This window comes from Glycocaulis abyssi, assembly GCF_041429775.1.
Taxonomy (GTDB): domain Bacteria; phylum Pseudomonadota; class Alphaproteobacteria; order Caulobacterales; family Maricaulaceae; genus Glycocaulis; species Glycocaulis abyssi.
In genome coordinates this window covers 1,428,680-1,446,767 of the sequence record NZ_CP163421.1, presented here as the reverse complement: position 1 = coordinate 1,446,767, position 18,088 = coordinate 1,428,680, and the positions used below count along the sequence as shown (strand labels likewise).

20 protein-coding genes are annotated in these 18,088 nt (G+C 64.8%); 16 read left to right on the top strand and 4 right to left on the bottom strand.

The genetic code is table 11. The annotated features are described in order from the left end of the window. Nucleotides 1-144: 144 nt before the first annotated feature. The 5 genes from AB6B38_RS07045 to AB6B38_RS07025 all read left to right on the top strand — a co-directional run bounded on the left by AB6B38_RS07045 (nucleotide 145) and on the right by AB6B38_RS07025 (nucleotide 4,121). A complete protein-coding gene (locus AB6B38_RS07045) occupies nucleotides 145-552 on the top strand; it encodes a hypothetical protein (protein ID WP_371392120.1) in 408 nt (135 codons plus the stop codon). A 52-nt stretch (nucleotides 553-604) separates the two neighbouring features. Beyond that, nucleotides 605-2,209, top strand: a complete 1,605-nt coding sequence (locus AB6B38_RS07040; protein WP_371392118.1) for a peptide chain release factor 3 — start codon at nucleotides 605-607, stop codon at nucleotides 2,207-2,209. Continuing rightward, nucleotides 2,206-3,423: a mechanosensitive ion channel family protein gene (locus AB6B38_RS07035; RefSeq protein WP_371392116.1), complete on the top strand. Its 1,218-nt coding sequence runs from the start codon at nucleotides 2,206-2,208 to the stop codon at nucleotides 3,421-3,423. Before AB6B38_RS07040 ends, AB6B38_RS07035 begins: the two co-directional genes overlap by 4 nt. Before the next feature lie 239 nt (nucleotides 3,424-3,662). Then, a complete protein-coding gene (locus tag AB6B38_RS07030; RefSeq protein WP_371392114.1) occupies nucleotides 3,663-3,920 on the top strand; it encodes a DUF1902 domain-containing protein in 258 nt (85 codons plus the stop codon). Between the two features lie 6 nt (nucleotides 3,921-3,926). Then, nucleotides 3,927-4,121 (top strand): type II toxin-antitoxin system HicA family toxin, encoded by a 195-nt coding sequence (locus AB6B38_RS07025; RefSeq protein WP_371392112.1) that lies wholly within the window; start codon nucleotides 3,927-3,929, stop codon nucleotides 4,119-4,121. Here the strand turns inward: AB6B38_RS07025 and AB6B38_RS07020 are convergent. Together AB6B38_RS07020 and AB6B38_RS07015 are read right to left on the bottom strand one after the other, a co-directional pair. Then, on the bottom strand, nucleotides 4,118-5,203 hold the full coding sequence (locus AB6B38_RS07020) for a DUF2336 domain-containing protein (RefSeq protein WP_371395050.1): 1,086 nt from the start codon (nucleotides 5,201-5,203) through the stop codon (nucleotides 4,118-4,120). The genes AB6B38_RS07025 and AB6B38_RS07020 overlap by 4 nt on opposite strands. Before the next feature lie 112 nt (nucleotides 5,204-5,315). Continuing rightward, entirely contained in the window at nucleotides 5,316-5,729 is a 414-nt protein-coding gene (locus AB6B38_RS07015) for a PAN domain-containing protein (RefSeq protein WP_371395049.1), read from the bottom strand. Between the two features lie 271 nt (nucleotides 5,730-6,000). Between AB6B38_RS07015 and AB6B38_RS07010 the strand changes: the two genes are divergently transcribed. Next, a complete protein-coding gene (locus tag AB6B38_RS07010) occupies nucleotides 6,001-6,864 on the top strand; it encodes an ion transporter (RefSeq protein WP_371395048.1) in 864 nt (287 codons plus the stop codon). Between the two features lie 6 nt (nucleotides 6,865-6,870). Here AB6B38_RS07010 and AB6B38_RS07005 read toward each other — a convergent pair whose 3' ends face one another. Beyond that, a complete protein-coding gene (locus AB6B38_RS07005) occupies nucleotides 6,871-7,494 on the bottom strand; it encodes an FMN-dependent NADH-azoreductase (protein ID WP_371395047.1) in 624 nt (207 codons plus the stop codon). A 96-nt stretch (nucleotides 7,495-7,590) separates the two neighbouring features. Between AB6B38_RS07005 and AB6B38_RS07000 the strand changes: the two genes are divergently transcribed. After that, nucleotides 7,591-8,511, top strand: coding sequence for a LysR substrate-binding domain-containing protein (locus AB6B38_RS07000; protein ID WP_371395045.1), 921 nt, complete (start codon nucleotides 7,591-7,593; stop codon nucleotides 8,509-8,511). Here the strand turns inward: AB6B38_RS07000 and AB6B38_RS06995 are convergent. Beyond that, nucleotides 8,504-10,426, bottom strand: coding sequence for a transglycosylase domain-containing protein (locus AB6B38_RS06995; protein ID WP_371395044.1), 1,923 nt, complete (start codon nucleotides 10,424-10,426; stop codon nucleotides 8,504-8,506). The genes AB6B38_RS07000 and AB6B38_RS06995 overlap by 8 nt on opposite strands. 140 nt (nucleotides 10,427-10,566) lie before the next feature. Here AB6B38_RS06995 and AB6B38_RS06990 point away from each other — a divergent pair, with 140 nt between their 5' ends. The 9 genes from AB6B38_RS06990 (at nucleotide 10,567) to AB6B38_RS06950 (ending at nucleotide 18,029) form a co-directional block, all read left to right on the top strand. After that, entirely contained in the window at nucleotides 10,567-11,010 is a 444-nt protein-coding gene (locus AB6B38_RS06990; RefSeq protein WP_371395043.1) for a YcgN family cysteine cluster protein, read from the top strand. A 466-nt stretch (nucleotides 11,011-11,476) separates the two neighbouring features. After that, on the top strand, nucleotides 11,477-11,923 hold the full coding sequence (locus AB6B38_RS06985) for a hypothetical protein (RefSeq protein ID WP_371395042.1): 447 nt from the start codon (nucleotides 11,477-11,479) through the stop codon (nucleotides 11,921-11,923). Then, nucleotides 11,901-13,163 (top strand): DNA-packaging protein, encoded by a 1,263-nt coding sequence (locus AB6B38_RS06980; protein WP_371395078.1) that lies wholly within the window; start codon nucleotides 11,901-11,903, stop codon nucleotides 13,161-13,163. Before AB6B38_RS06985 ends, AB6B38_RS06980 begins: the two co-directional genes overlap by 23 nt. A gap of 417 nt (nucleotides 13,164-13,580) precedes the next feature. After that, nucleotides 13,581-14,744 (top strand): phage portal protein, encoded by a 1,164-nt coding sequence (locus AB6B38_RS06975; RefSeq protein WP_371395041.1) that lies wholly within the window; start codon nucleotides 13,581-13,583, stop codon nucleotides 14,742-14,744. Beyond that, complete coding sequence (locus AB6B38_RS06970) at nucleotides 14,737-14,982, top strand: hypothetical protein (RefSeq protein WP_371395039.1); 246 nt, start codon at nucleotides 14,737-14,739, stop codon at nucleotides 14,980-14,982. Before AB6B38_RS06975 ends, AB6B38_RS06970 begins: the two co-directional genes overlap by 8 nt. 141 nt (nucleotides 14,983-15,123) lie before the next feature. Next, entirely contained in the window at nucleotides 15,124-15,615 is a 492-nt protein-coding gene (locus AB6B38_RS06965) for an HK97 family phage prohead protease (protein ID WP_371395038.1), read from the top strand. A 45-nt stretch (nucleotides 15,616-15,660) separates the two neighbouring features. Continuing rightward, on the top strand, nucleotides 15,661-16,869 hold the full coding sequence (locus tag AB6B38_RS06960; RefSeq protein WP_371395037.1) for a phage major capsid protein: 1,209 nt from the start codon (nucleotides 15,661-15,663) through the stop codon (nucleotides 16,867-16,869). Nucleotides 16,870-17,022: 153 nt separating this feature from the next. Further along, nucleotides 17,023-17,622, top strand: coding sequence for a hypothetical protein (locus tag AB6B38_RS06955; protein WP_371395035.1), 600 nt, complete (start codon nucleotides 17,023-17,025; stop codon nucleotides 17,620-17,622). Then, complete coding sequence (locus AB6B38_RS06950; RefSeq protein ID WP_371395034.1) at nucleotides 17,619-18,029, top strand: DUF3168 domain-containing protein; 411 nt, start codon at nucleotides 17,619-17,621, stop codon at nucleotides 18,027-18,029. Before AB6B38_RS06955 ends, AB6B38_RS06950 begins: the two co-directional genes overlap by 4 nt. The last annotated feature ends 59 nt before the right edge of the window (nucleotides 18,030-18,088 follow it).

Below are 18,088 nucleotides of genomic sequence, written 5' to 3'. Positions count from 1 at the left end.
CCGGTGACGCATTTTTTACGCGCGGGCGGCACACTGGATCCATCGAGGATTTTTGCCCGGCCTGCCAGCCAGGGTTGGCGCTGCATCAGACAGCGCAGCCGTGGTGGAGCTGGCAGACCGGATATTGGAGTGGGGTAAGGTCGCGTGCTGTTTCTGTTCAACGATGTTGTTTTCAGTCTTGGCGATCCTGAGCGGGCCGCGCTGTCGGCGGGAAGCCCGCTCGGCGAATACGCGCTAAAGACGATGAGTCTGGGCAAGGCCGTCCGCCTGGTGCGTGAGGCGATCCACGAAGATCCGCTTCTGGCCCGCAACAATCCGGAGAAGGCGCGCTTTCTGGCTGCCCTGATCGGCTGGAAAAGCGACGAGGCCAATGCGCTGCTGGCGATCAGGCCCAATGCCGCCCGCGGGCCGGAGGACGTTCAGCTTCGCGTGGCGTCGGTCGGTCTGGTCGTCCTGACGCAGCTAAAGGGCTTGCAGGATCACGATATGCTCAGCGCCCGCGCTGCCAATGATGCGGTGTGGCTGCACGCGCCCCAGCGCTTGCGCGCGTAGCGCCTGATTGCTAGGTCCGGGCGCGAAACTGTTTCGTTAGCCAGGACCGGCCATGACCTCCCCCTCAAGCGCGCTGCCTGAATGGTCGCGCCGGCGCACCTTTGCCATTATCTCCCATCCCGACGCCGGTAAAACGACGCTGACGGAGAACATCCTGCTTAGCGCGGGGGCAATCCGGCTGGCGGGGCAGGTGAAGGCGCGCGGGGAGAACCGGCGCACCCAGTCCGACTGGATGAAGATCGAGCGTGAGCGCGGGATTTCGGTTTCCGCCTCGGTGATGACGTATGAATATGGCGGGCTGATCTTCAACCTGCTCGATACGCCCGGCCACGAAGACTTCTCCGAAGACACCTACCGCACGCTTACCGCCGCCGACAGCGCGATCATGGTGCTGGACGCGGCCAAGGGCGTGGAGCCGCGCACGCTCAAACTCGTCGAGGTGTGCCGCCTGCGCGATATCCCCATCCTCACCTTCATCAACAAGATGGACCGTGAGGCGATGGACCCGTCCGAGCTGCTGGACGACATCCAGGACAAGCTGGCCCTGGATGTATCGCCCATGCAGTGGCCGTCCGGTTCGGGCAACCGGTTCAAGGGCGTGGCCGATCTCGAACGCGACGAGTTCATCGTCTACCGCCGCCCGTCTGCCGACGACGCCGATCCGGTGAAGAGCCAGCGCGTCTCCCTCTCTGGCAATGAGATCGGCTCGATCCTGAACGAAGCCGAGCTGGCCGAGCTGCGCGAGGGCGCTGAACTGGCGCGCGAGGTCTGCCCCGCCTTCAATCCGCAAAGCTATCGCGAAGGGCATATGACGCCGGTCTATTTTGGCTCGGCCCTGCGCCAGTTCGGCATCTACGAATTGCTCGAAGCCTTAAAGCAGGTGGCGCCGGGGCCCGAAGCCCAGCCGGCCACCGGCGGCCCGGCACCGGAGCTGAAACCCGATGGCAAGGAGGTGGCCGGCTTCGTCTTCAAGGTTCAGGCCAATATGGACCCGAACCATCGCGACCGCGTGGCCTTCATGCGCCTGTGCTCTGGCACGTTCAAGCGCGGCATGAAGCTGAAAACCGATAGTGGCAAGCTCTTGACCGTCTCCAGCCCGATCATGTTCTTTGCCCAGGACCGCGAGCTGGCCGACGAAGCCTATGCCGGTGATGTGATCGGGGTGCCGAACCATGGCGCGCTGCGCGTGGGCGATACGCTGTCGGAAAGCGGCAAATGGCGCGTCGCGGGCATCCCGAACTTCGCGCCGGAACTGCTGCGCCGCGCGCGGCTGAAAGATCCGCTCAAAGCCAAGCACCTGAAAAAAGCGCTGGAAAGCCTTGCCGAGGAAGGCGTGACCCAGCTGTTCCGCCTGCAGGTGGGCGGCGATTTCGTGGTCGGCGCGGTCGGTGCGCTGCAGATCGACGTGATGGCCGAGCGCGTGGCGGCCGAATACAATCTGGACGTCACCTTCGAGCCGAGCCCTTATGACACTGCGCGCTGGATCACGGGGCCGCGTGACAAGCTGGAAGCCCTGATCGACCGGCATAAATCCGCGATAGCCGAAGATATTGATGGCGCGCTGGTCTTCATGGCCAAGAATGCCTGGGAAGTGTCCTACATTCAGGAGAAATGGCCCGATATCGAGTTCCACCGGGCAAAGGAGCGCCGTGCATGATGGAAACCATGACCGATCTGTGGGCCATTGTGGTCGATGTCTGGAATACCAGCTTTCTGGGCCTGAATGTCGGGCAGGCGCTGGTCGGCCTGATCGTTGTTGCCCTGGCCTTCGCGGTACGCGGGCTGGTTGGCTGGGCGATCACGAAATTCCTGCTGGCGCATGCCCAGAAAACCTCAACCCAGATGGACGAGAAAGTGGTGCGGGCGCTCTCCGGGCCGATCCGCATGATCCCGATCATTATCGGTGTCTATATCGCCGTGCTGATTGTCGGCCTCGACCAGCCCGATGGCGAAGGTCCGGGCCTCAATCTGGTGCGCACGCTGATCGTGATTGCCATCTTCTGGGCGCTGCACAATGTGGTGACGCCGGTCTCCCATCTGCTGAAGCCGCTGCAGCGCGCGCTGGGACCGGTGCTGGTGGACTGGCTGGCCAAGACGCTGCGCATCCTCTTCATCATTGTCGGCGCGGGCGCCGTCCTGCAGCTCTGGGGCATTCCGGTGGCCCCTATCGTGGCGGGTCTGGGCCTGTTCGGCGTGGCGGTGGGCCTTGGCGCGCAGGATCTGTTCAAGAACCTGATTTCGGGCCTGCTGGTGCTGACCGAAAAGCGCTTCCTGCCGGGCGAGTGGATTCATGTCGATGGCGTGGTGGAAGGTACGGTGGAGCAGATCAATTTCCGCTCCACCTTGGTGCGCCGCTTCGACAAGAGCCCCGTCTATGTGCCGAACTCCTATCTGTCAGACGAGGCGGTCACGAACTTCTCGCGCATGACCCATCGGCGCATTCGCTGGATGGTCGGGGTGGAATACAAGACCACCAAGGAACAGCTTCAGTATATCCGTGACAAGACGCTGGAATGGCTGGACAATCATCCCGGCTTTGCCAAGCCGCCCGAAGTTGCCACCTTCATGCGGGTCGACAGTTTCGGCCCGTCTTCCATCGACTATCTGCTCTACTGTTTCACCCACACCACCAATTGGGGCGAGTGGCTGGAACGCAAGGAAGAGCTGGCGCTGGCCCTGAAAGACATTGTGGAGGGCGCAGGCACCGCCTTCGCCTTCCCGTCCACCAGCGTCTACATGGATGACGGGGTGGAGGTGTTCGTGCCGCCGCGGGTGGCCGCTCACGGGCGCAAGGCCGATCCCGATGCCAACCCGGACGCGAAGGCGGCCCCGGAAATGCTCACGCGCGGAGAGGACGGGGAGGGCGTTTGAGTCCGAAAAAGGGTCGCACGCCAAAGCCCAACCCGGTCGCGCGCGGCCTCGCCCGCCGCTCGCGAAAGGCCGGTGCCATGCCCGCAAAGAAGGGCAAGGGCTCGATCTACAGGCGCCACCCAAAGCACAGGGATGGTGAGGGGTAGGGGGAACGCCGTCCAATTGGCGGTAGGTTGAAACCGCGAAGCCTGCTAAAGTACGGCGCAAAGCCGAAGAGCGCTGTTCCAGAGGGAAGGCCGATGCAGAAGACCTTTTATGTCAAGGCGCTATGGGACGAGGAAGCCAAAGTCTTCGTCTGCGAAAGCGATATAGAAGGGTTGCATATTGAGGCAGAAACGCTCGACGAGTTCGAGCGGCTGATCCATGAGCATGCCCGCGAGCTGGCGCTGCAGAACCACATTCTCAATCAGACCGGGGCGGCCAATCTGACACTGGCCGATCTCATTCCGGGCATTGTGTGGCAGCGGCCCACAACACCTGAGCCGCTTTGCGCGTGAAGCGCGATGGTTCAAGGCTATTGTCGCGACGTCGTTACCGAGCTGAAACGTGCCGGGTTTCGCCAGATAGCGGGCGGCAAGGGCAGCCATGAGAAGTGGGAGTCGCCGCAAGGCAAATGGGTGCTGGTCCCGCGAAACACCAAAAGCCGGCACACCGCCAACGCGATAATGAAATCGCCTGGTCTTCCTGCGAAGTTCTAGGCCGCCTGCATGTCGTTGCGCATGCGCCAGAAGCGCATGGCGCGTTCGGCATCTTCCTTTGACAGGCTGGTATAGAGCGCGCCGAGTGCCTGCGCGTCCTCGCTCAGATTACCCCGCGACTGGCCGCGCAATATGGCCAGGGTGACGAACAGCGCCTTGTCAAAGCCGGCCGCCTTGCAGATCAGCGCCAGCCCGTCCGGGCTCTTGTGGTCCAGCGCGCGCTGGGCGGCGCTGTGATCGACCCCGGCCAGCTCGGCCAGCGCCACGCAGCACTTCACCCGCTCGCCTTCGCGCAAGAGACGCACCAGAAGCGAGCCATCGAGCTCCTTGCGCATACGCCTTGTGGTGACGAATTTGCGCGCCTCGGCAATCGCCTTGTCACTGGCGATGCGCGCTTCCAGCCGGGCATGCGAGGCGGCGAGGGCGGCTTCGGCAATTGCCGGGTCCAGTGTTTCGAAACGCTTCATAATCCGGTCGCGCAGCGAGGTTTCCACCACGCTCATCAGATCGCCCAGAAGGTCGGCGGGCGTATCGGCCCGGTTGACGATGGGCGCCTGCAGGACCGGGCTGGTCTCCGCGCGCCGGGTCACGGTCTCGAAGGCGCCGCGCGACAGGCGCGCGCCGTCATTGGCGACGAGGCGCGCCAGTGTTTCATCATCGCCATTGGCGACGATGGCGTCACTCACGCGCTCCGGCACGGCCTCGCGCGCCGTCATGGCGCGGCGATGCTCCTCGCCCGCCTCGGTGGCGATGGCGATCAGATCGTCCTCGGTCAGCACGCCGGACTGGGCGAGAATGGGCGCGGCCACTTCAATGGCATCACGCGCCAGCTGCATGACCAGGCCGCGCGGGGCCAGCGGCGCATCGGCAAAGCGGCGCGACAGCTCGGCACGTGCATCCTGCGCGGTCTGGGCGGCAAGCGTGGACAGCACGGCGTCAAACTGCTGGTGCGCGCCGGTGCCGTTCTGCGGCGTCTCATCGAAGAACAGATCGGTGACCTCGCGCAGAAGCGCGCGGCGGCGCTCGGAGGATTTCTCCCGCGCAAGGCCCGTCAGATGGTGAAGCTTGCTCTCGATATCCATGAATTCCCACCACCCCTGATCATGTTTGCCCGTCAGGTTAGGCCCGGAGGGTAAACACCCGGTTTGTGTGCCGTTTTTTCCGCCACCGGGGAGGGTTAATCTCGGATCAGGCTTAACGTTCTGGAAATAGCTGGCTTTGAGCGCTTTCAGGCAGGGGGCTGATGACTACTGGCGGGGCTGACACGCCGCCCTCCAACGCCTCGCGTTCGCGCGCGCTGGGCTCACGCTCGATCGCGCGTTCAATTCGCGCCGCAAGCGAAGGCGAGAGGCCCGTTACCGCGCCGGGAAAGGGGCGCGGGGGCAGCGGCGCTGCATGCAGCGTGCAGCGGTTCTGATACGCATTATGCGTCCACGCCTGACAGGCTTCGCGATAGCCACAAGCCGCCGCGCAGGCCTGCCAGCTCAAGGCGGGCGCGCCTTGAAGGCGCACCAGCACCGCGCCGCGCCTTTCCTCGCCATGCAGGATCGCGCCCGCAGGCACGCCATGGGGCAGGGACAGGCTGGCAATGAGGAGCATCACGATCATGGCGCTGATTTGGCGTGTAAGCGATGAAGGAAGCGTTTCTGTGGTGTGCGCCGCGAAACCCTGCCGGCGGCCAACGGCCGCCGCAAGCGCGACTGCGCGCCCGCGACTTTTCGCGGAATATCGCAACGCGGATGCGTTGCGGAACTAAAAAATTCTGGGTTCCGGCTTTCGCCGGAAGGACGAGGGATCATAGAGAACACCACCCCCATTGCGCACGCCCCCCGCTAAAGGCTAACCAGACACCTTGCCTTGCATGAAGGGAGAGCGCGCGATGAGTGGCGAAAAGGCCGGTCTGCGATCACGGCTGGAAGTGTTTGTGGAGAGCGCCCTGTTCCGCAATGCGATCACGGCGCTGATCCTTCTCAATGCGGTCCTGCTGGGGCTGGAAACCTATGCCCTGCCGGGTGATGTCGCGGCGGTGTTCCTGATTGCCGACCAGATCATCGTCTACACCTTCGCCGCCGAGATACTGCTCAAGCTCTTCGTCTTCCGTCTGAGCTTCTTCCGCTCGGGCTGGAACTGGTTCGACCTGATCGTGGTGACGATCTCGCTGATCCCGGCGGCCGGGCCGTTTGCGGTCCTGCGCGCGCTGCGCGTCCTGCGCCTGTTCCGCCTGTTCTCGGTCGTGCCGGAAATGCGCCGGGTCGTGGTGGCGCTGGGCAAGGCCATTCCCGGCATGGGCTCGATAATGATGGTGCTGGGCCTGATCTTCTATGTCGGCGCGGTGATGAGCTCGAAACTCTTCTCCGGCACGCATCCCGAATTCTTCGGTGATCTGGGCGCGGCCGCCTTCACCCTGTTTCAGGTGATGACGCTGGAGAGCTGGTCGATGGGCGTGGCGCGGCCGGTGATTTCCGAGCATCCGCTGGCCTGGGCCTTCTTCGTACCCTTCATCATCCTGACCAGCTTTGCCGTGCTGAACATGTTCATCGCCGTCATCGTGGACTCGCTTCAGGCCAAGCACTTCGACGAGGAGACCGAACGCCAGAACAAGGCGACCGACGAGCGCACCTTGCTGCGCGAGGAAGTGACCGCCCTGCGCGGCGAGATCGCCGAGCTGAAAACGCTGATGCTTTCCGGGCAGGCAAAGCCCGCCCGGAAAGCGCCCGGCGAAGATACGGGGAGCGCCGGGTAGTCTTGTTCAGGCCGCCTTGCGGCCGATGATTTTCGCAATCTCGCTGGCTGCGGCATGCAAGCCTTCGGCGCGCGCGTCCTCGCCCATGCCCAGACCCTCGGCCCGCACGATGCGAACATCCGTGATGCCGAAAAAGCCCATCATGGTTTTCAGATACGCTTCCTGGTGGTCCATGGCGGCTTCGGCCGCGCTGCCCGCCAGCTTGCCGCCGCGCGAGGAGACGACATAGACCGTCTTGCCGCCGGCCAGCCCGACAGGGCCGGTCTCGGTATAGCGGAAGGTCTTGCCGGGAACGGCCAGCCGGTCGAGCCAGGCTTTCAGCTGGGTCGGGACCGAGAAATTATACATGGGCGCGCCCATCACCACGATGTCAGCGGCGAGAAACTCGTCGACCAGCGTATCGTTATAGGCGCGCTCGGCGCGCTGGGCGTCGTTCAGCCCGTCGACGTCACCGCGCACGGCCTGCAGCACGGATCCGTCCAGATGGGCGGGCGGAGCGGCGGCCAGATCGCGGTAGGCGATGTCCAGATCCCGGTTCATGCCCGCGAGTGCAGCAACAAGGTCAGCACCAATCTGGCGCGAAGCCGATGCCTCGCCCAGGATTGAAGAGTCGATGTGAAGAAGTGTCATGTCAGCCTCCGTCCAGCCGGACGATCCGGCGTTGACAGAAAACCTATTTATGGAACGGTCTTGCCGGTAGGCATGAGAAATGCCACTGTCCGTTCCATGAGTGGAACAATAAACCTGCCCGATCTCAATGAGCTCTACCTGTTTGCGCAAGTGGTGGAGCATGGCGGGTTTGCGGCTGCGGGCCGGGCCATCGCCGTGCCGAAATCGCGCCTAAGCCGCAAGGTGGCGCAGCTGGAGGAGCGCCTCGGCGTCACGCTGATCCATCGCTCCACGCGCCATTTCTCGGTGACCGAGGCCGGCCAGCTCTTCTACCGTCACTGCGCGGCCATGATCGCGCAGGCCCAGGCGGCAGAGGATGCCATCGCCGCCACGCGCTCCGAGCCGCAAGGCACGATCCGGGTCAGCTGCCCGGTTCTGGTCGTGGAGAAGGTGCTGGCCCCGCTGATCGCAGATTTCATGGCGCGCTATCCCAAGGTGCAGGTGCGCCTTGAATCCACCAATCGCCGGGTGGATGTGATCGAGGAAGGCTTTGACATGGCGATCCGGGTGCGCCCGCCGCCTCTGGAAGATTCGGGGCTGATCCTGCGCCAGCTGGCCACGCATCGCGGCGCGCTGGTGGCCAGCCCTGATCTGATCGCGAGTTATGGTCTTCCCGAAACGCCGGACGATATCTCGCAGTTTGACACGCTGAGCCAGACCAGCCGGACGGGCGAGTACGTAATTGCGCTGACGGCGCCGGACGGCGAAGTCCACGCCGTTCGCCATACGCCGCGCCTTGTCACCGACGATATGGAGGCGCTGCGTCAGGCGGCGCTGGCAGGGATAGGCGTAGCGGCGCTGCCGCGCCTTCTGGTGTGCGATGACATAGAGGCCGGGCGGCTGGTTGCACTATTGCCTGATTACGAGTTGCCGGGGGGGCTGGCGCATGTGGTGTTTCCCTCGCGAAGAGGGCTGATCCCGGCGGTGCGCCTGTTCATGGATGAGCTGCCCGGCGCGTTTCAGGACAGCGTCAATTAAGCCGCCCACCGGAGAGCACGCGGTCAAAATCGGCTGAGAGCCCCGAATAGAAGGCGACGAGGCGCTCCTCGCGTTCTGTGCGCACGCGCGGGGCCGGGGCGGAGAGGGGCTGCGCGGCAACGCCCTCATGGGCGGCCACCATGATCTCGCGCCATATGTCAGCCGGCAGGCCGCCCCCGGTGACGTTTGCCATCGCGCTGTCATCATCATTGCCGGTCCAGACGGCGGCGGCGTATTGCGCGCTATAGCCCACAAACCACGCATCGCGGCTGTTCTGGCTGGTGCCGGTCTTGCCCGCCACGCGGTGGCCCGGCAAGGCGGCGCGCCGCCCGGTCCCGTCCAGCACGACGCCTTGCAGCATGGTCGACATGGCACGGGCATGGCCGCGTGCGATCACCTGCTGGGTGCGGGTTTCCTCGGCGCGCTCATAGAGCACATCGCCGCGCGTGGTGCGGATGGTGGTGACGAAATACGGATCCAGCCTGCGGCCATCGTTGGCGATCACCAGATAGCTCGCCGCCATGTCGATCACGCGCACCTCGCTGGAGCCGAGCGAGAGCGAGGGCACTTCGTTCAAGGGCGTGGTGATGCCCAGCCGCCTTGCCATCTCGGCAACTTCGGAAATCCCGACCAGCATGCCCACCTGCGCGGCGATCGTGTTGACCGAGCGTTTGAGTGCATCTTCCATCGTCATCCGGCCGCGATTGCCGCCGCCGAAATTGACCGGCGACCAGCTGCCGTAGGAAACGGGCGTGTCGTTGAACACGCTGGAGGGCGAGTAATCGGCTTCCAGCGCGGCCAGATAGACAAACAGCTTGAAGGCCGAGCCGGGCTGGCGGCGCGCCTGTATCGCCCGGTTGAACTGGCTCGACACATAATCGCGCCCGCCCACCATGGCGCGCACCGCGCCATCGCTGGCCAGTATCACCGCTGCCGCTTCGCCCGCGCGCACGGCAGGCCCGTCGCGCTCCAGCCGGTTGGTAACAACCTCCTGCGCGGCGTTCTGCAGCGCGGTGTCGAGCGTGGTCTCGATGACGAGATCAGGCACCGCATTATCCGGGCCGAGCAGGCGCTGGGCTTCGGTGACGGCATAATCAAAAAGATGACCATATTGCTGCATGCCGCCGGGGCGGAAGGCGCTTTCCACCGGCTCGGCCTGTGTGGCGTTGGCCACGATGTAATCCATCGGGGTGAGGAAGCCCGCATCGCGCATGGCGGAGAGCACATTGGTGGCGCGCGCCTGCGCTTCGGCGAGATTATCTGTCGGGGCAAGGCGCGTGGGCGCAGCCGGAAGCGCGGCCAGCAGGGCGGCCTCCTGCACGGTCAGTTCAGATGCGGACTTGTTGAAATAGCGCCTTGCGGCCGCTTCGATGCCATAGGCTTGCTCGCCAAAATAGATGCGGTTGAGATAAAGCTCGAGTATCTCTTCCTTGGTCAGCACCCGCTCCAGCGCGATGGCCAGGCGCATTTCCTGTATCTTGCGGCGCATGGTCCGCTCCGGCGTCAGGATGAGATTCTTCACCAGCTGCATGGTGATGGTGGAGCCGCCCTGCACCGTGCGCCCGGCGCGGATATTGGCCAGCATGGCGCGCATCGTGCCGCGCCAGTCCACGCCCTCATGCTCGAAATAGCGTCTATCCTCGATGGAGAGGAATGCCTGCGCCACGTGGGGCGGCAAATCCTCAAGCCTCGCCGGCATGCCGTAGAGCGGCCCGCGAATGGCCAACACCGCGCCTTCGGAATCCAGCAAGGTGACGGTCGGCTCCATGCGCACGCGCCAGAGATCTTCGGCGCTTTCCGGCACCGGCGGTAGATCGTGGAACGCCCATTCCCACGCGGCATGGGCCACGATGGCACCGGCGGCGAGGAAGAGCGAGGCAATGGCCGCCATCACCATCAGCTTGCGCGCGCGCAAGGCTTCGCCAAACGCGGCGAGGCGCTCCTTGAAACTCGTCGGCTGGTCGGCGCGGAAGGTGATGGGTCGGCCTCCAGGTCGGGCGGGCGCTGGGGAAGGTGTGTTCTCAAAGCCAGAGGATCACGGCTAAATTATGGGCGATGACCCGCCAAGCCCCTTTTTACAAGACCAAGACGCTGGCGCAGATGAGCGCGGCGGAATGGGAATCGCTGTGCGATGGCTGCGGCCAGTGCTGCACGGTCTCACTCATTGACGAGGATGATCCCGAAGGCGCGGTCCTGCGCACCTGCATTGGCTGCGAACTGCTCGATCTTGAGACCGTGCGCTGCACCGATTACGCGAGCCGCCATGAACGCGTGCCGTCCTGTGTGAAACTCACCCCCGGCAATGTGCGCGATTTAAGCTGGATGCCACAAACCTGCGCCTACCGCCTGATCGCGGAAGGCAAGCCGCTCTTTGACTGGCACCCCCTCATTTCGGGCCGCTCGGAAAGCGTGGTGGAGGCGGGCGTCTCGGTCAAAGGCAGTCTGGTCTCCGAACGCGATATCGATGAGGAAGATTTCGAGGATTATGTGAGGGGGTAGGGAGGGGGCGCTCTGCTATTCGCGTTTCACCGGCGCAAGCCGGTGCCCAGCCTTTTTCTGGATCCCGGCTTTCGCCGGGAAAACGCAAAAAGTTGGCAAGTCCATCATGTTGTCATGGCACGGCCCACACGCGCCGGTAATGACAATTTTCTAGGTTCTCAAAAAAGTCTGGGTCCCCCGCCCCGACGGGGGACCCATTTTGCTATCCATCCCTCCTATCGTCATTCCGGAAACGCCGTGAGGCGTTATCCGGAACCCAGCATAGAAACAAAAACTCTGGGTTCCGGGTGTCGCTACGCTCCCCCGGAATGACGAAGTGAAGAGCAGCGTCTTCTACCTCGTCAAAACGCGGACAGTTCCCACCCAATCCCCACGCCTCAAAAACAATCCCCCAACACCCTCAAACCCTTGCTCGAAATCTGCCGTAATCACTCCGGCAGGGCCGGTCTTGCGGCATACTTCAGGCATGGTCGAGACATGTGAGAAACGAGCCCCGCCGCCCCGGCGTGACTGGCTGGCAATCCGTGAGGCGCGCCGCGCAGGCATGAGCCTTGAAGGGCTGGCTTTGCGTGAGGGCATTGGCGTGCCCTACCTCAAAGACGGTCTGATGTGGGTGGAACGCATTCTGCCCGCCAGCAAGACGGCCAGTCTGAAAGTGCGCCTGGAAGCGCATCTGGAGGCCGCCGAAGAGGCGCTGGCGCGCGGCGAGACGGCGGATGCGGAAAAGCGGGCAAGGGCGGTCAGCGCGCTGCTCAAGGCCGCGATGAGCGTTGATGACTGGGCGCGGCTTGCCGAGATCGCCCGCAAAACCGAGACAAGCGAGGCGCAGGCCCATGCACACACCCGTGAGGCTCTCCTTGAAGAGCTTCGCCGGCGGCTTTCGCGCCTTGATGCGAAGGCCAGCCGGGATTGATGCGCTGATCGCCTCCATCGATGCGCGCGAGGCCGAACGTATTCTTGATGACTGGCAAAGCTGGGCGCACGCCGCCCAGCTACCCCCGCAAGGAGACTGGCAGGCCTGGCTGTTCCTCGGCGGGCGCGGCGCAGGCAAGACCCGCGCCGGCGCTGAATGGATACGCGCGCGCATTGCGGGCGGGGCAAGACGGATCGCCCTGGTCGGCCCGACGCATGGCGATGTGCGCGAGGTGATGATAGCGGGGCCGTCCGGGCTTCGCTCCCTCGGCGGGCGCGGCCAGCGCCCGGTCTGGGAAGCGACCCGCCGCCGCCTTGTCTGGCCGTCCGGCGCGGTCGCCTACACGTTTTCGGGCGAAGACCCGGACGCCTTGAGAGGCCCGCAGTTTGATACCGCCTGGGCCGATGAATTTGCCGCCTGGCGCTATCCGCAAGGCGTGCTGGACATGCTGCGCTTTGGTCTGCGGCTGGGAGATGATCCGCGCCTGATGGTGACGACGACACCGCGGCCTCTGCCGGCGCTCAAACGCCTGATCGCGGCGCAAGGCACGGTCGTGACCCATGCCACGAGTGAGGAGAATGCCGCCCATCTGGCGCCGGGCTTCATCAGGGCGCTGCGTGAACATTACGGTGCCTCCCGCCTGGCCCTGCAGGAGCTGGAGGGGCGTCTGGTCGACGACCCCGAAGGCGCGCTGTGGACGCGCGAGATGATCGATGCCGCACTCGCGCGCGAGGCGGTGGAAGCGGAAAGAATTGTCGTCGCCGTTGATCCGCCCGCCGGGTCAACCGGCGATGAATGCGGGATCATTGTCGCTGGTGCGGCGGGGCAGGGCGCGAGGCAGATATTCAGCGTGATCGCGGATTACTCCCTGCGCGCCCGGCCGGAGGGGTGGGCGAAGCAAGTCGCCAAAGCCTTCACCGCGCACGAGGCCGACAGCGTGGTCGCCGAGAGCAATCAGGGCGGGGAGATGGTGCGCGCCGTGCTGGCAGCTGCGCTGCCGGGGCTGCCCGTCCGCCTCGTTCATGCCAGCCGGGCCAAGCGCGCGCGGGCCGAACCCGTCGCCGCGCTCTATGCGATGGGCCGTGTGGCCCATGCGGGGCGGATGCCGGGGCTGGAAGACCAGATGTGCGCCTTTGGCGCGCCGGGCTTTACCGGCTCCCCCGACCGCGTGGATGCGCTGGTGTGGGCCATCGCCGCACTGAAAGGCAGCGGCGCGGAGCCGCGGCTGAGATGGATATGAGTTTTCTGGGTCCCCGTCGGGGCGGGGGACCCCGGTTGAAAGGCCGGTGGGCACAAATGCCCACAATTTGTCATCCCCCGCTTTATGCGGGGGATGATCCCTCACTATCGTCATTCCAGAAGCGGCGTGAGCCGCTATCTGGAACCCAGTGATCTTTCAAAAAAGGCTGGGTTCCGGCTTTCGCCGGAATGACGAGGTATTGACCGATACCCATTCCTGAAATCCCGGCCGAGCGATAGCGAGAGCCGGGACCTCTGGAAGAACTGGCACCAGGCCCCGGATCGCTTCGCGTCCGGGGTTTCAACAGTTGGAGTGACTGTCCGGCCCCGTCAGGGGCCGCAAGGGCGAACGCGCGCCCGCGACCTTTCGCGGAACATCGCAACGCGGATGCGTTGCGCAGAAAAAAGAGAAAAACCCATGCTACGACAATGGTTTGGACTGCAGCGCAAGAGCGCGGGCAGGCTGGTGGCACTGTCGCTGTCTCCCCGCCCTGCGTGGAGCCCGTGTGACTACGCGGCCCTGTCGCGTGAGGGCTATGGCAGGAATGCCGTCGCCCATCGCTGCGTGCGCCTGATCGCCGAGGCCGCTGCTGCTGTGCCCTTGCGCATTGGGGGCGAGGGCAGGGCGGCAGACGCGGTGCGAACTCTGCTGACCCAGCCCAATCCGGACCAGACCGGCGTGGAGCTGATGGAGCTGTTTCACGGTCATCTGCAGGTGGCGGGCAATGCCTATCTGGAGATTGCCGAGGGCTATGATGGCCCGTCCGCCCTGTTCGTGCTGCGCCCGGACCGGGTGCGCGTCATGCCGGGGCCGAAGGGCTGGGCCGATGCCTGGGAATACCGCAATGGCGCGGACCGGCGCCTTATCGAGCGCGACCGGGCCAGCGGCAAAAGCCCCGTCCTGCACCTGAAACTCTTCAACCCGTCAGACGATCATTATGGCACCCCGCCGCTGGAAGCCGCTGCCCGCGCGGTGGATGTTCACAATGCGGGCGGGGCGTGGGCCAAGGCCCTGCTGGATAATGCCGCCCGCCCCTCCGGCGCGCTGGTGGTGACATCGAAGGATGGCTCTGATGCGCGCCTGACCGAGCAGCAATATCAGCGCCTCAAAGACGAGCTGGAAACGCTCCATTCCGGCCCCGCCAATGCCGGGCGGCCCTTGCTGCTGGAAGGGGGGCTCGAATGGAAGCCGATGGGGCATTCGCCAGCGGAGATGGACTTTATCGCCGCACGGCGGGAGGCCGCGCGCGAGATCGCGCTGGCCTTTGGTGTGCCGCCCATGATGCTGGGCCTGCCCGGTGACAATACCTACGCCAATTACCGCGAGGCGAACCTCGCCTTCTACCGCCAGACGGTTCTGCCGCTGGCGAGGAAGACGTGCGCGTCTCTCAATGGCTGGCTCTCCCCCTGGCTGGGTGAAGGGTTCGACATCCGGCCCGATGAGGATGCGCTGCCCGCCCTTTCCGAAGAGCGTCTGGCCCGCTGGAAACGCATTGGCGAGGCGGGTTTCTTGAGTGACACCGAAAAGCGCGAGCTGCTGGGCCTGAAACCGCTGGCCGATACGGAGGATGATGATGACTGAGCGCCCTGCGCACTGGCGCGTGGACCGGCAGATAACCCTCGGTGTTCTTGTCACGCTCGCCCTGCAGACCGCAGGCGGGCTGATCTGGGCGGGCGCGACCTCTGAACGCATCCGCCATCTGGAATTGCGCGTGGAGGCGACCGCTCCGGTCTATGAGCGCATCGCCCGGCTGGAGGAAAACTCCGCCTATACCCGCCTCGCCCTGGAACGCATCGAAAGGCGCCTGGCGGGGGAGTAAACCCACTCCCCTTCGTCGTTCCCGCGCAGGCGGGAACCCAGAGCCGCTAGGCACGGCTGAGCTCTTCGATCTCTGGATCCCCGCCTGCGCGGGAATGACGCAGAAAAATATCACCACCCCCAACAAGAAGGAGGCTGTCAGATGACAGCAGATGACGGCTCGGGCGAGAGGCTCGAGATCGCCGGCTATGCCAGCGTGTTCGATACCGAGGACTATTCCGGCGACATCATCCGCCGCGGCGCGTTCGCCGACAGCCTGGCCACGCGCGGGGCGGGCGGCATCCGCATGCTTTTCCAGCACGACGCGGAAGAGCCCGTCGGCGTGTGGGACGAGATTTATGAGGATGAACGCGGCCTGTTCGTGCGCGGCCATCTGACCGGCACAACCGCGCGCAGCGCAGCCACCGCCGCCCTGATCCGTGAAGGCGCGGTCGATGGCCTGTCCATCGGTTTCAGGGCGGTGTCGGAAACCGTCCGGCCCTCGGGCGGTGGCCGCATCCTGACGGAGGTGGACCTCTGGGAAATCTCCATCGTCACCTTCCCGATGGCTGAAGGCGCGCGCCTTGAAATCGTACCCGCCGCCCCGCCAGCCGCAGAGCCGGTCGAAGCCTTTCTCGACACGGTTCTGGCCTGATCCCCACACCCCTTTCACATCCCTGACCGACACGAAGGAAACCCCATGTCCCGTGAAACCAAGATGAGTGCGCCCAACGCGCAGACCCGCGCCGCGCTGCACGATTTTCTCTCCGCTTTCGAGCGCTTCAAGAGCGCCAATGACCAGCGCCTTTCCGAGATCGAGAAGCGCAAGAGCGCTGACGTGCTGCTGGAGGAGAAAGTGGCGCGCATTGATGCGGCCCTGACCCGCCAGAAGGCGGCGCTGGACCGCATGAGCGTTGATGCCACGCGGCCCTCCATCGGGCGCAAATCCGCCGCCCATCCCGGCTGGAATGCCTATGTGCGCCGGGGCGATGCTTCGGCCCTGATCGAAGCGAAAGCCCTCTCTGCCGGCTCGCCCGGCGATGGCGGCTATGTCGCCCCGCCGGAAACCGAGGCGATGATTAATCGCCTGCTGGCCAGCGTCTCGCCGATCCGGGCGATTTCGAGTGTGCGCCAGACCACCAGCCACACCTTCCGCAAGCCGGTCAGCCTTGGCGGCGCGGTGGCGGGCTGGTCTGCCGAGACCGGCGTGCGCAACCAGACGGCTACGCCCGAGATCACGCTGGTCGAGTTCCCGACCGCCGAGCTCTACGCCATGCCGGCCGCGACCCCGGTGATCCTCGATGATGCGCTGGTCGATATCGACCAGTGGCTGGCCGAAGAGGTGCGCGATGTGTTCGCCGCCGAAGAGGGCAAGGCGTTCGTTTCGGGTAATGGCACCAACCAGCCGCGCGGCTTCCTGTCCTATGACAAGGAGCCCGAAGGCCCGCAAGGTTGGGGCGAGATCGGCTATGTCGCCACCGGCGCGGCGGGTGATTTCGCGGCCGATCCGGTCGATGCGCTGATCGATCTGATCTATGCGCCCGCTACCGGCTACCGCTCGAATGCGCGCTTTGTGATGAACCGCCAGAGCGTGTCGCGCATCCGCAAGCTGAAGGACCAGGACGGCAATTATGTCTGGCAGCCGGCGGTAAACGCCGGTCAGGACGCGAGCCTGATGGGCTATTCGCTGACCGAGGCCGAGGACATGCCCGACATCGGCGCGAATGCCTATGCCATTGCCTTTGGCGATTTCGAGCGCGGCTATCTGGTGGTCGACCGCCAGGGCATCGAGATCCTGCGCGATCCCTATTCGGCCAAGCCCTACGTGCTGTTCTACACCACCAAGCGCGTTGGCGGCGGGGTGCAGGACTTCAACGCCATCAAGCTGTTGAAGTTCGCGGAGAGCTAAAAAGTTTCCCTTCCTTCGTCATTCCGGCGAAAGCCGGAACCCAGACTTCTTTGAAAGAGGACTGGGTTCCAGATAGCGGCTCACGCCGCTTCTGGAATGACGAGGGGAAGGACGTCTTCACTTTGCTTCCCCAACTTCTGAGGAGCTTCTCCCATGGGACTTCAAACGCTCGGGGCGGCCCCCGCAGCGCCGGTCAGCCTGTCTGATGCCAAGGCGTGGCTGCGTGTCGGCCATGCAGGCGAGGACGCAAGCATCACCGCGCTCATCAATACGGCGGTCTCGCGGGTGGAGGCCGAAACGGGCCGGGCGCTTCTTGTCCGTAATTTCCGCGAGACACTCGATGGCTGGCCGATCCGCCGGCTGTCGGGCTGTGGCTCGGCCTTCGCGCTGGCGGTCGCCCCTGCCGTCAGCGTGGAGGCCGTGCGCACATTCGACCGCGCAGGCGAGGAAACACTCTGGGACGCCGAAGAATACCGCGTCGATACGAGCGCCGATCCCGGACGCCTGATCGCGCGCGCGCCCTTTGCCTTTCCAAGGCCGGGGCCGCTGGCGGCGGGGATCGAGATCGATTTCACCGCAGGCTATGGTGAGACCGCCAGCGATGTGCCGCCCGCCCTCATTGAGTCGGTATTGCGTCTGGTGGCCGAAGGCTATGCGGCAAGCGAACCGACGCTCGCCACGGCACGTGGTCCGGCGCGCCTGCCAGAGACGGTGGAAAGCCTCCTCAGGCCCTTCCGGCAGGTGCGGTTATGAGCGCGGATAAAGCCCTGCAGGCGGGGCTGCTGGCGCATCTCACCGCCGATGCGGGCGTGCAGGAACAGCTGGGTAATCCGCCGCGTATCCATGACCGTGCACCGGCGGGCACGGCCTGGCCTTATGTGGCGCTGGGCCGGGGCGAGAGCCGTCCGCTGGATGGTGATAGCGCGGCCCTGAGCGAGCATCGCCTGACCCTTCATGTCTGGACCCGCCGCCATGACTTTGCGGAGGTGAAATCCATCACCGGGGCGGTAGCAGCGGCGCTGCACAATGCGCAGTTCACCCTGCCGGATGGCTACCGCCTTGTCCTCTGCCAATGCGTCTACACCGACCATTTCGAAGGCGCAGACGAACGCGCCGTCCACGGTCTGGTGCGGATCAGGGCGCTGGTGGGGCAGGACTAGCGCTGCGGCGCGATAGCCACAGCTTCGCGTCAACTGAGTCACCAGTTAGACATATTTGA

What these genes read in the sequence shown, in the direction of transcription:
- AB6B38_RS07030 (WP_371392114.1), top strand. Translation starts at nt 3,663, where the DNA reads ATGCAGAAGACCTTTTATGTCAAGGCGCTATGGGACGAGGAAGCCAAA.
- AB6B38_RS06950 (WP_371395034.1), top strand. Translation starts at nt 17,619, where the DNA reads ATGAGCGCGGATAAAGCCCTGCAGGCGGGGCTGCTGGCGCATCTCACC.
- AB6B38_RS06955 (WP_371395035.1), top strand. Translation starts at nt 17,023, where the DNA reads ATGGGACTTCAAACGCTCGGGGCGGCCCCCGCAGCGCCGGTCAGCCTG.
- AB6B38_RS06960 (WP_371395037.1), top strand. Translation starts at nt 15,661, where the DNA reads ATGTCCCGTGAAACCAAGATGAGTGCGCCCAACGCGCAGACCCGCGCC.
- AB6B38_RS07010 (WP_371395048.1), top strand. Translation starts at nt 6,001, where the DNA reads ATGAGTGGCGAAAAGGCCGGTCTGCGATCACGGCTGGAAGTGTTTGTG.
- AB6B38_RS06965 (WP_371395038.1), top strand. Translation starts at nt 15,124, where the DNA reads ATGACAGCAGATGACGGCTCGGGCGAGAGGCTCGAGATCGCCGGCTAT.
- AB6B38_RS07005 (WP_371395047.1), bottom strand. Translation starts at nt 7,494, where the DNA reads ATGACACTTCTTCACATCGACTCTTCAATCCTGGGCGAGGCATCGGCT.
- AB6B38_RS07020 (WP_371395050.1), bottom strand. Translation starts at nt 5,203, where the DNA reads ATGGATATCGAGAGCAAGCTTCACCATCTGACGGGCCTTGCGCGGGAG.
- AB6B38_RS06985 (WP_371395042.1), top strand. Translation starts at nt 11,477, where the DNA reads ATGGTCGAGACATGTGAGAAACGAGCCCCGCCGCCCCGGCGTGACTGG.
- AB6B38_RS06975 (WP_371395041.1), top strand. Translation starts at nt 13,581, where the DNA reads ATGCTACGACAATGGTTTGGACTGCAGCGCAAGAGCGCGGGCAGGCTG.
- AB6B38_RS07035 (WP_371392116.1), top strand. Translation starts at nt 2,206, where the DNA reads ATGATGGAAACCATGACCGATCTGTGGGCCATTGTGGTCGATGTCTGG.
- AB6B38_RS07000 (WP_371395045.1), top strand. Translation starts at nt 7,591, where the DNA reads ATGAGTGGAACAATAAACCTGCCCGATCTCAATGAGCTCTACCTGTTT.
- AB6B38_RS06980 (WP_371395078.1), top strand. Translation starts at nt 11,901, where the DNA reads ATGCGAAGGCCAGCCGGGATTGATGCGCTGATCGCCTCCATCGATGCG.
- AB6B38_RS07015 (WP_371395049.1), bottom strand. Translation starts at nt 5,729, where the DNA reads ATGATCGTGATGCTCCTCATTGCCAGCCTGTCCCTGCCCCATGGCGTG.
- AB6B38_RS07025 (WP_371392112.1), top strand. Translation starts at nt 3,927, where the DNA reads ATGGTTCAAGGCTATTGTCGCGACGTCGTTACCGAGCTGAAACGTGCC.
- AB6B38_RS06970 (WP_371395039.1), top strand. Translation starts at nt 14,737, where the DNA reads ATGACTGAGCGCCCTGCGCACTGGCGCGTGGACCGGCAGATAACCCTC.
- AB6B38_RS06990 (WP_371395043.1), top strand. Translation starts at nt 10,567, where the DNA reads ATGACCCGCCAAGCCCCTTTTTACAAGACCAAGACGCTGGCGCAGATG.
- AB6B38_RS07040 (WP_371392118.1), top strand. Translation starts at nt 605, where the DNA reads ATGACCTCCCCCTCAAGCGCGCTGCCTGAATGGTCGCGCCGGCGCACC.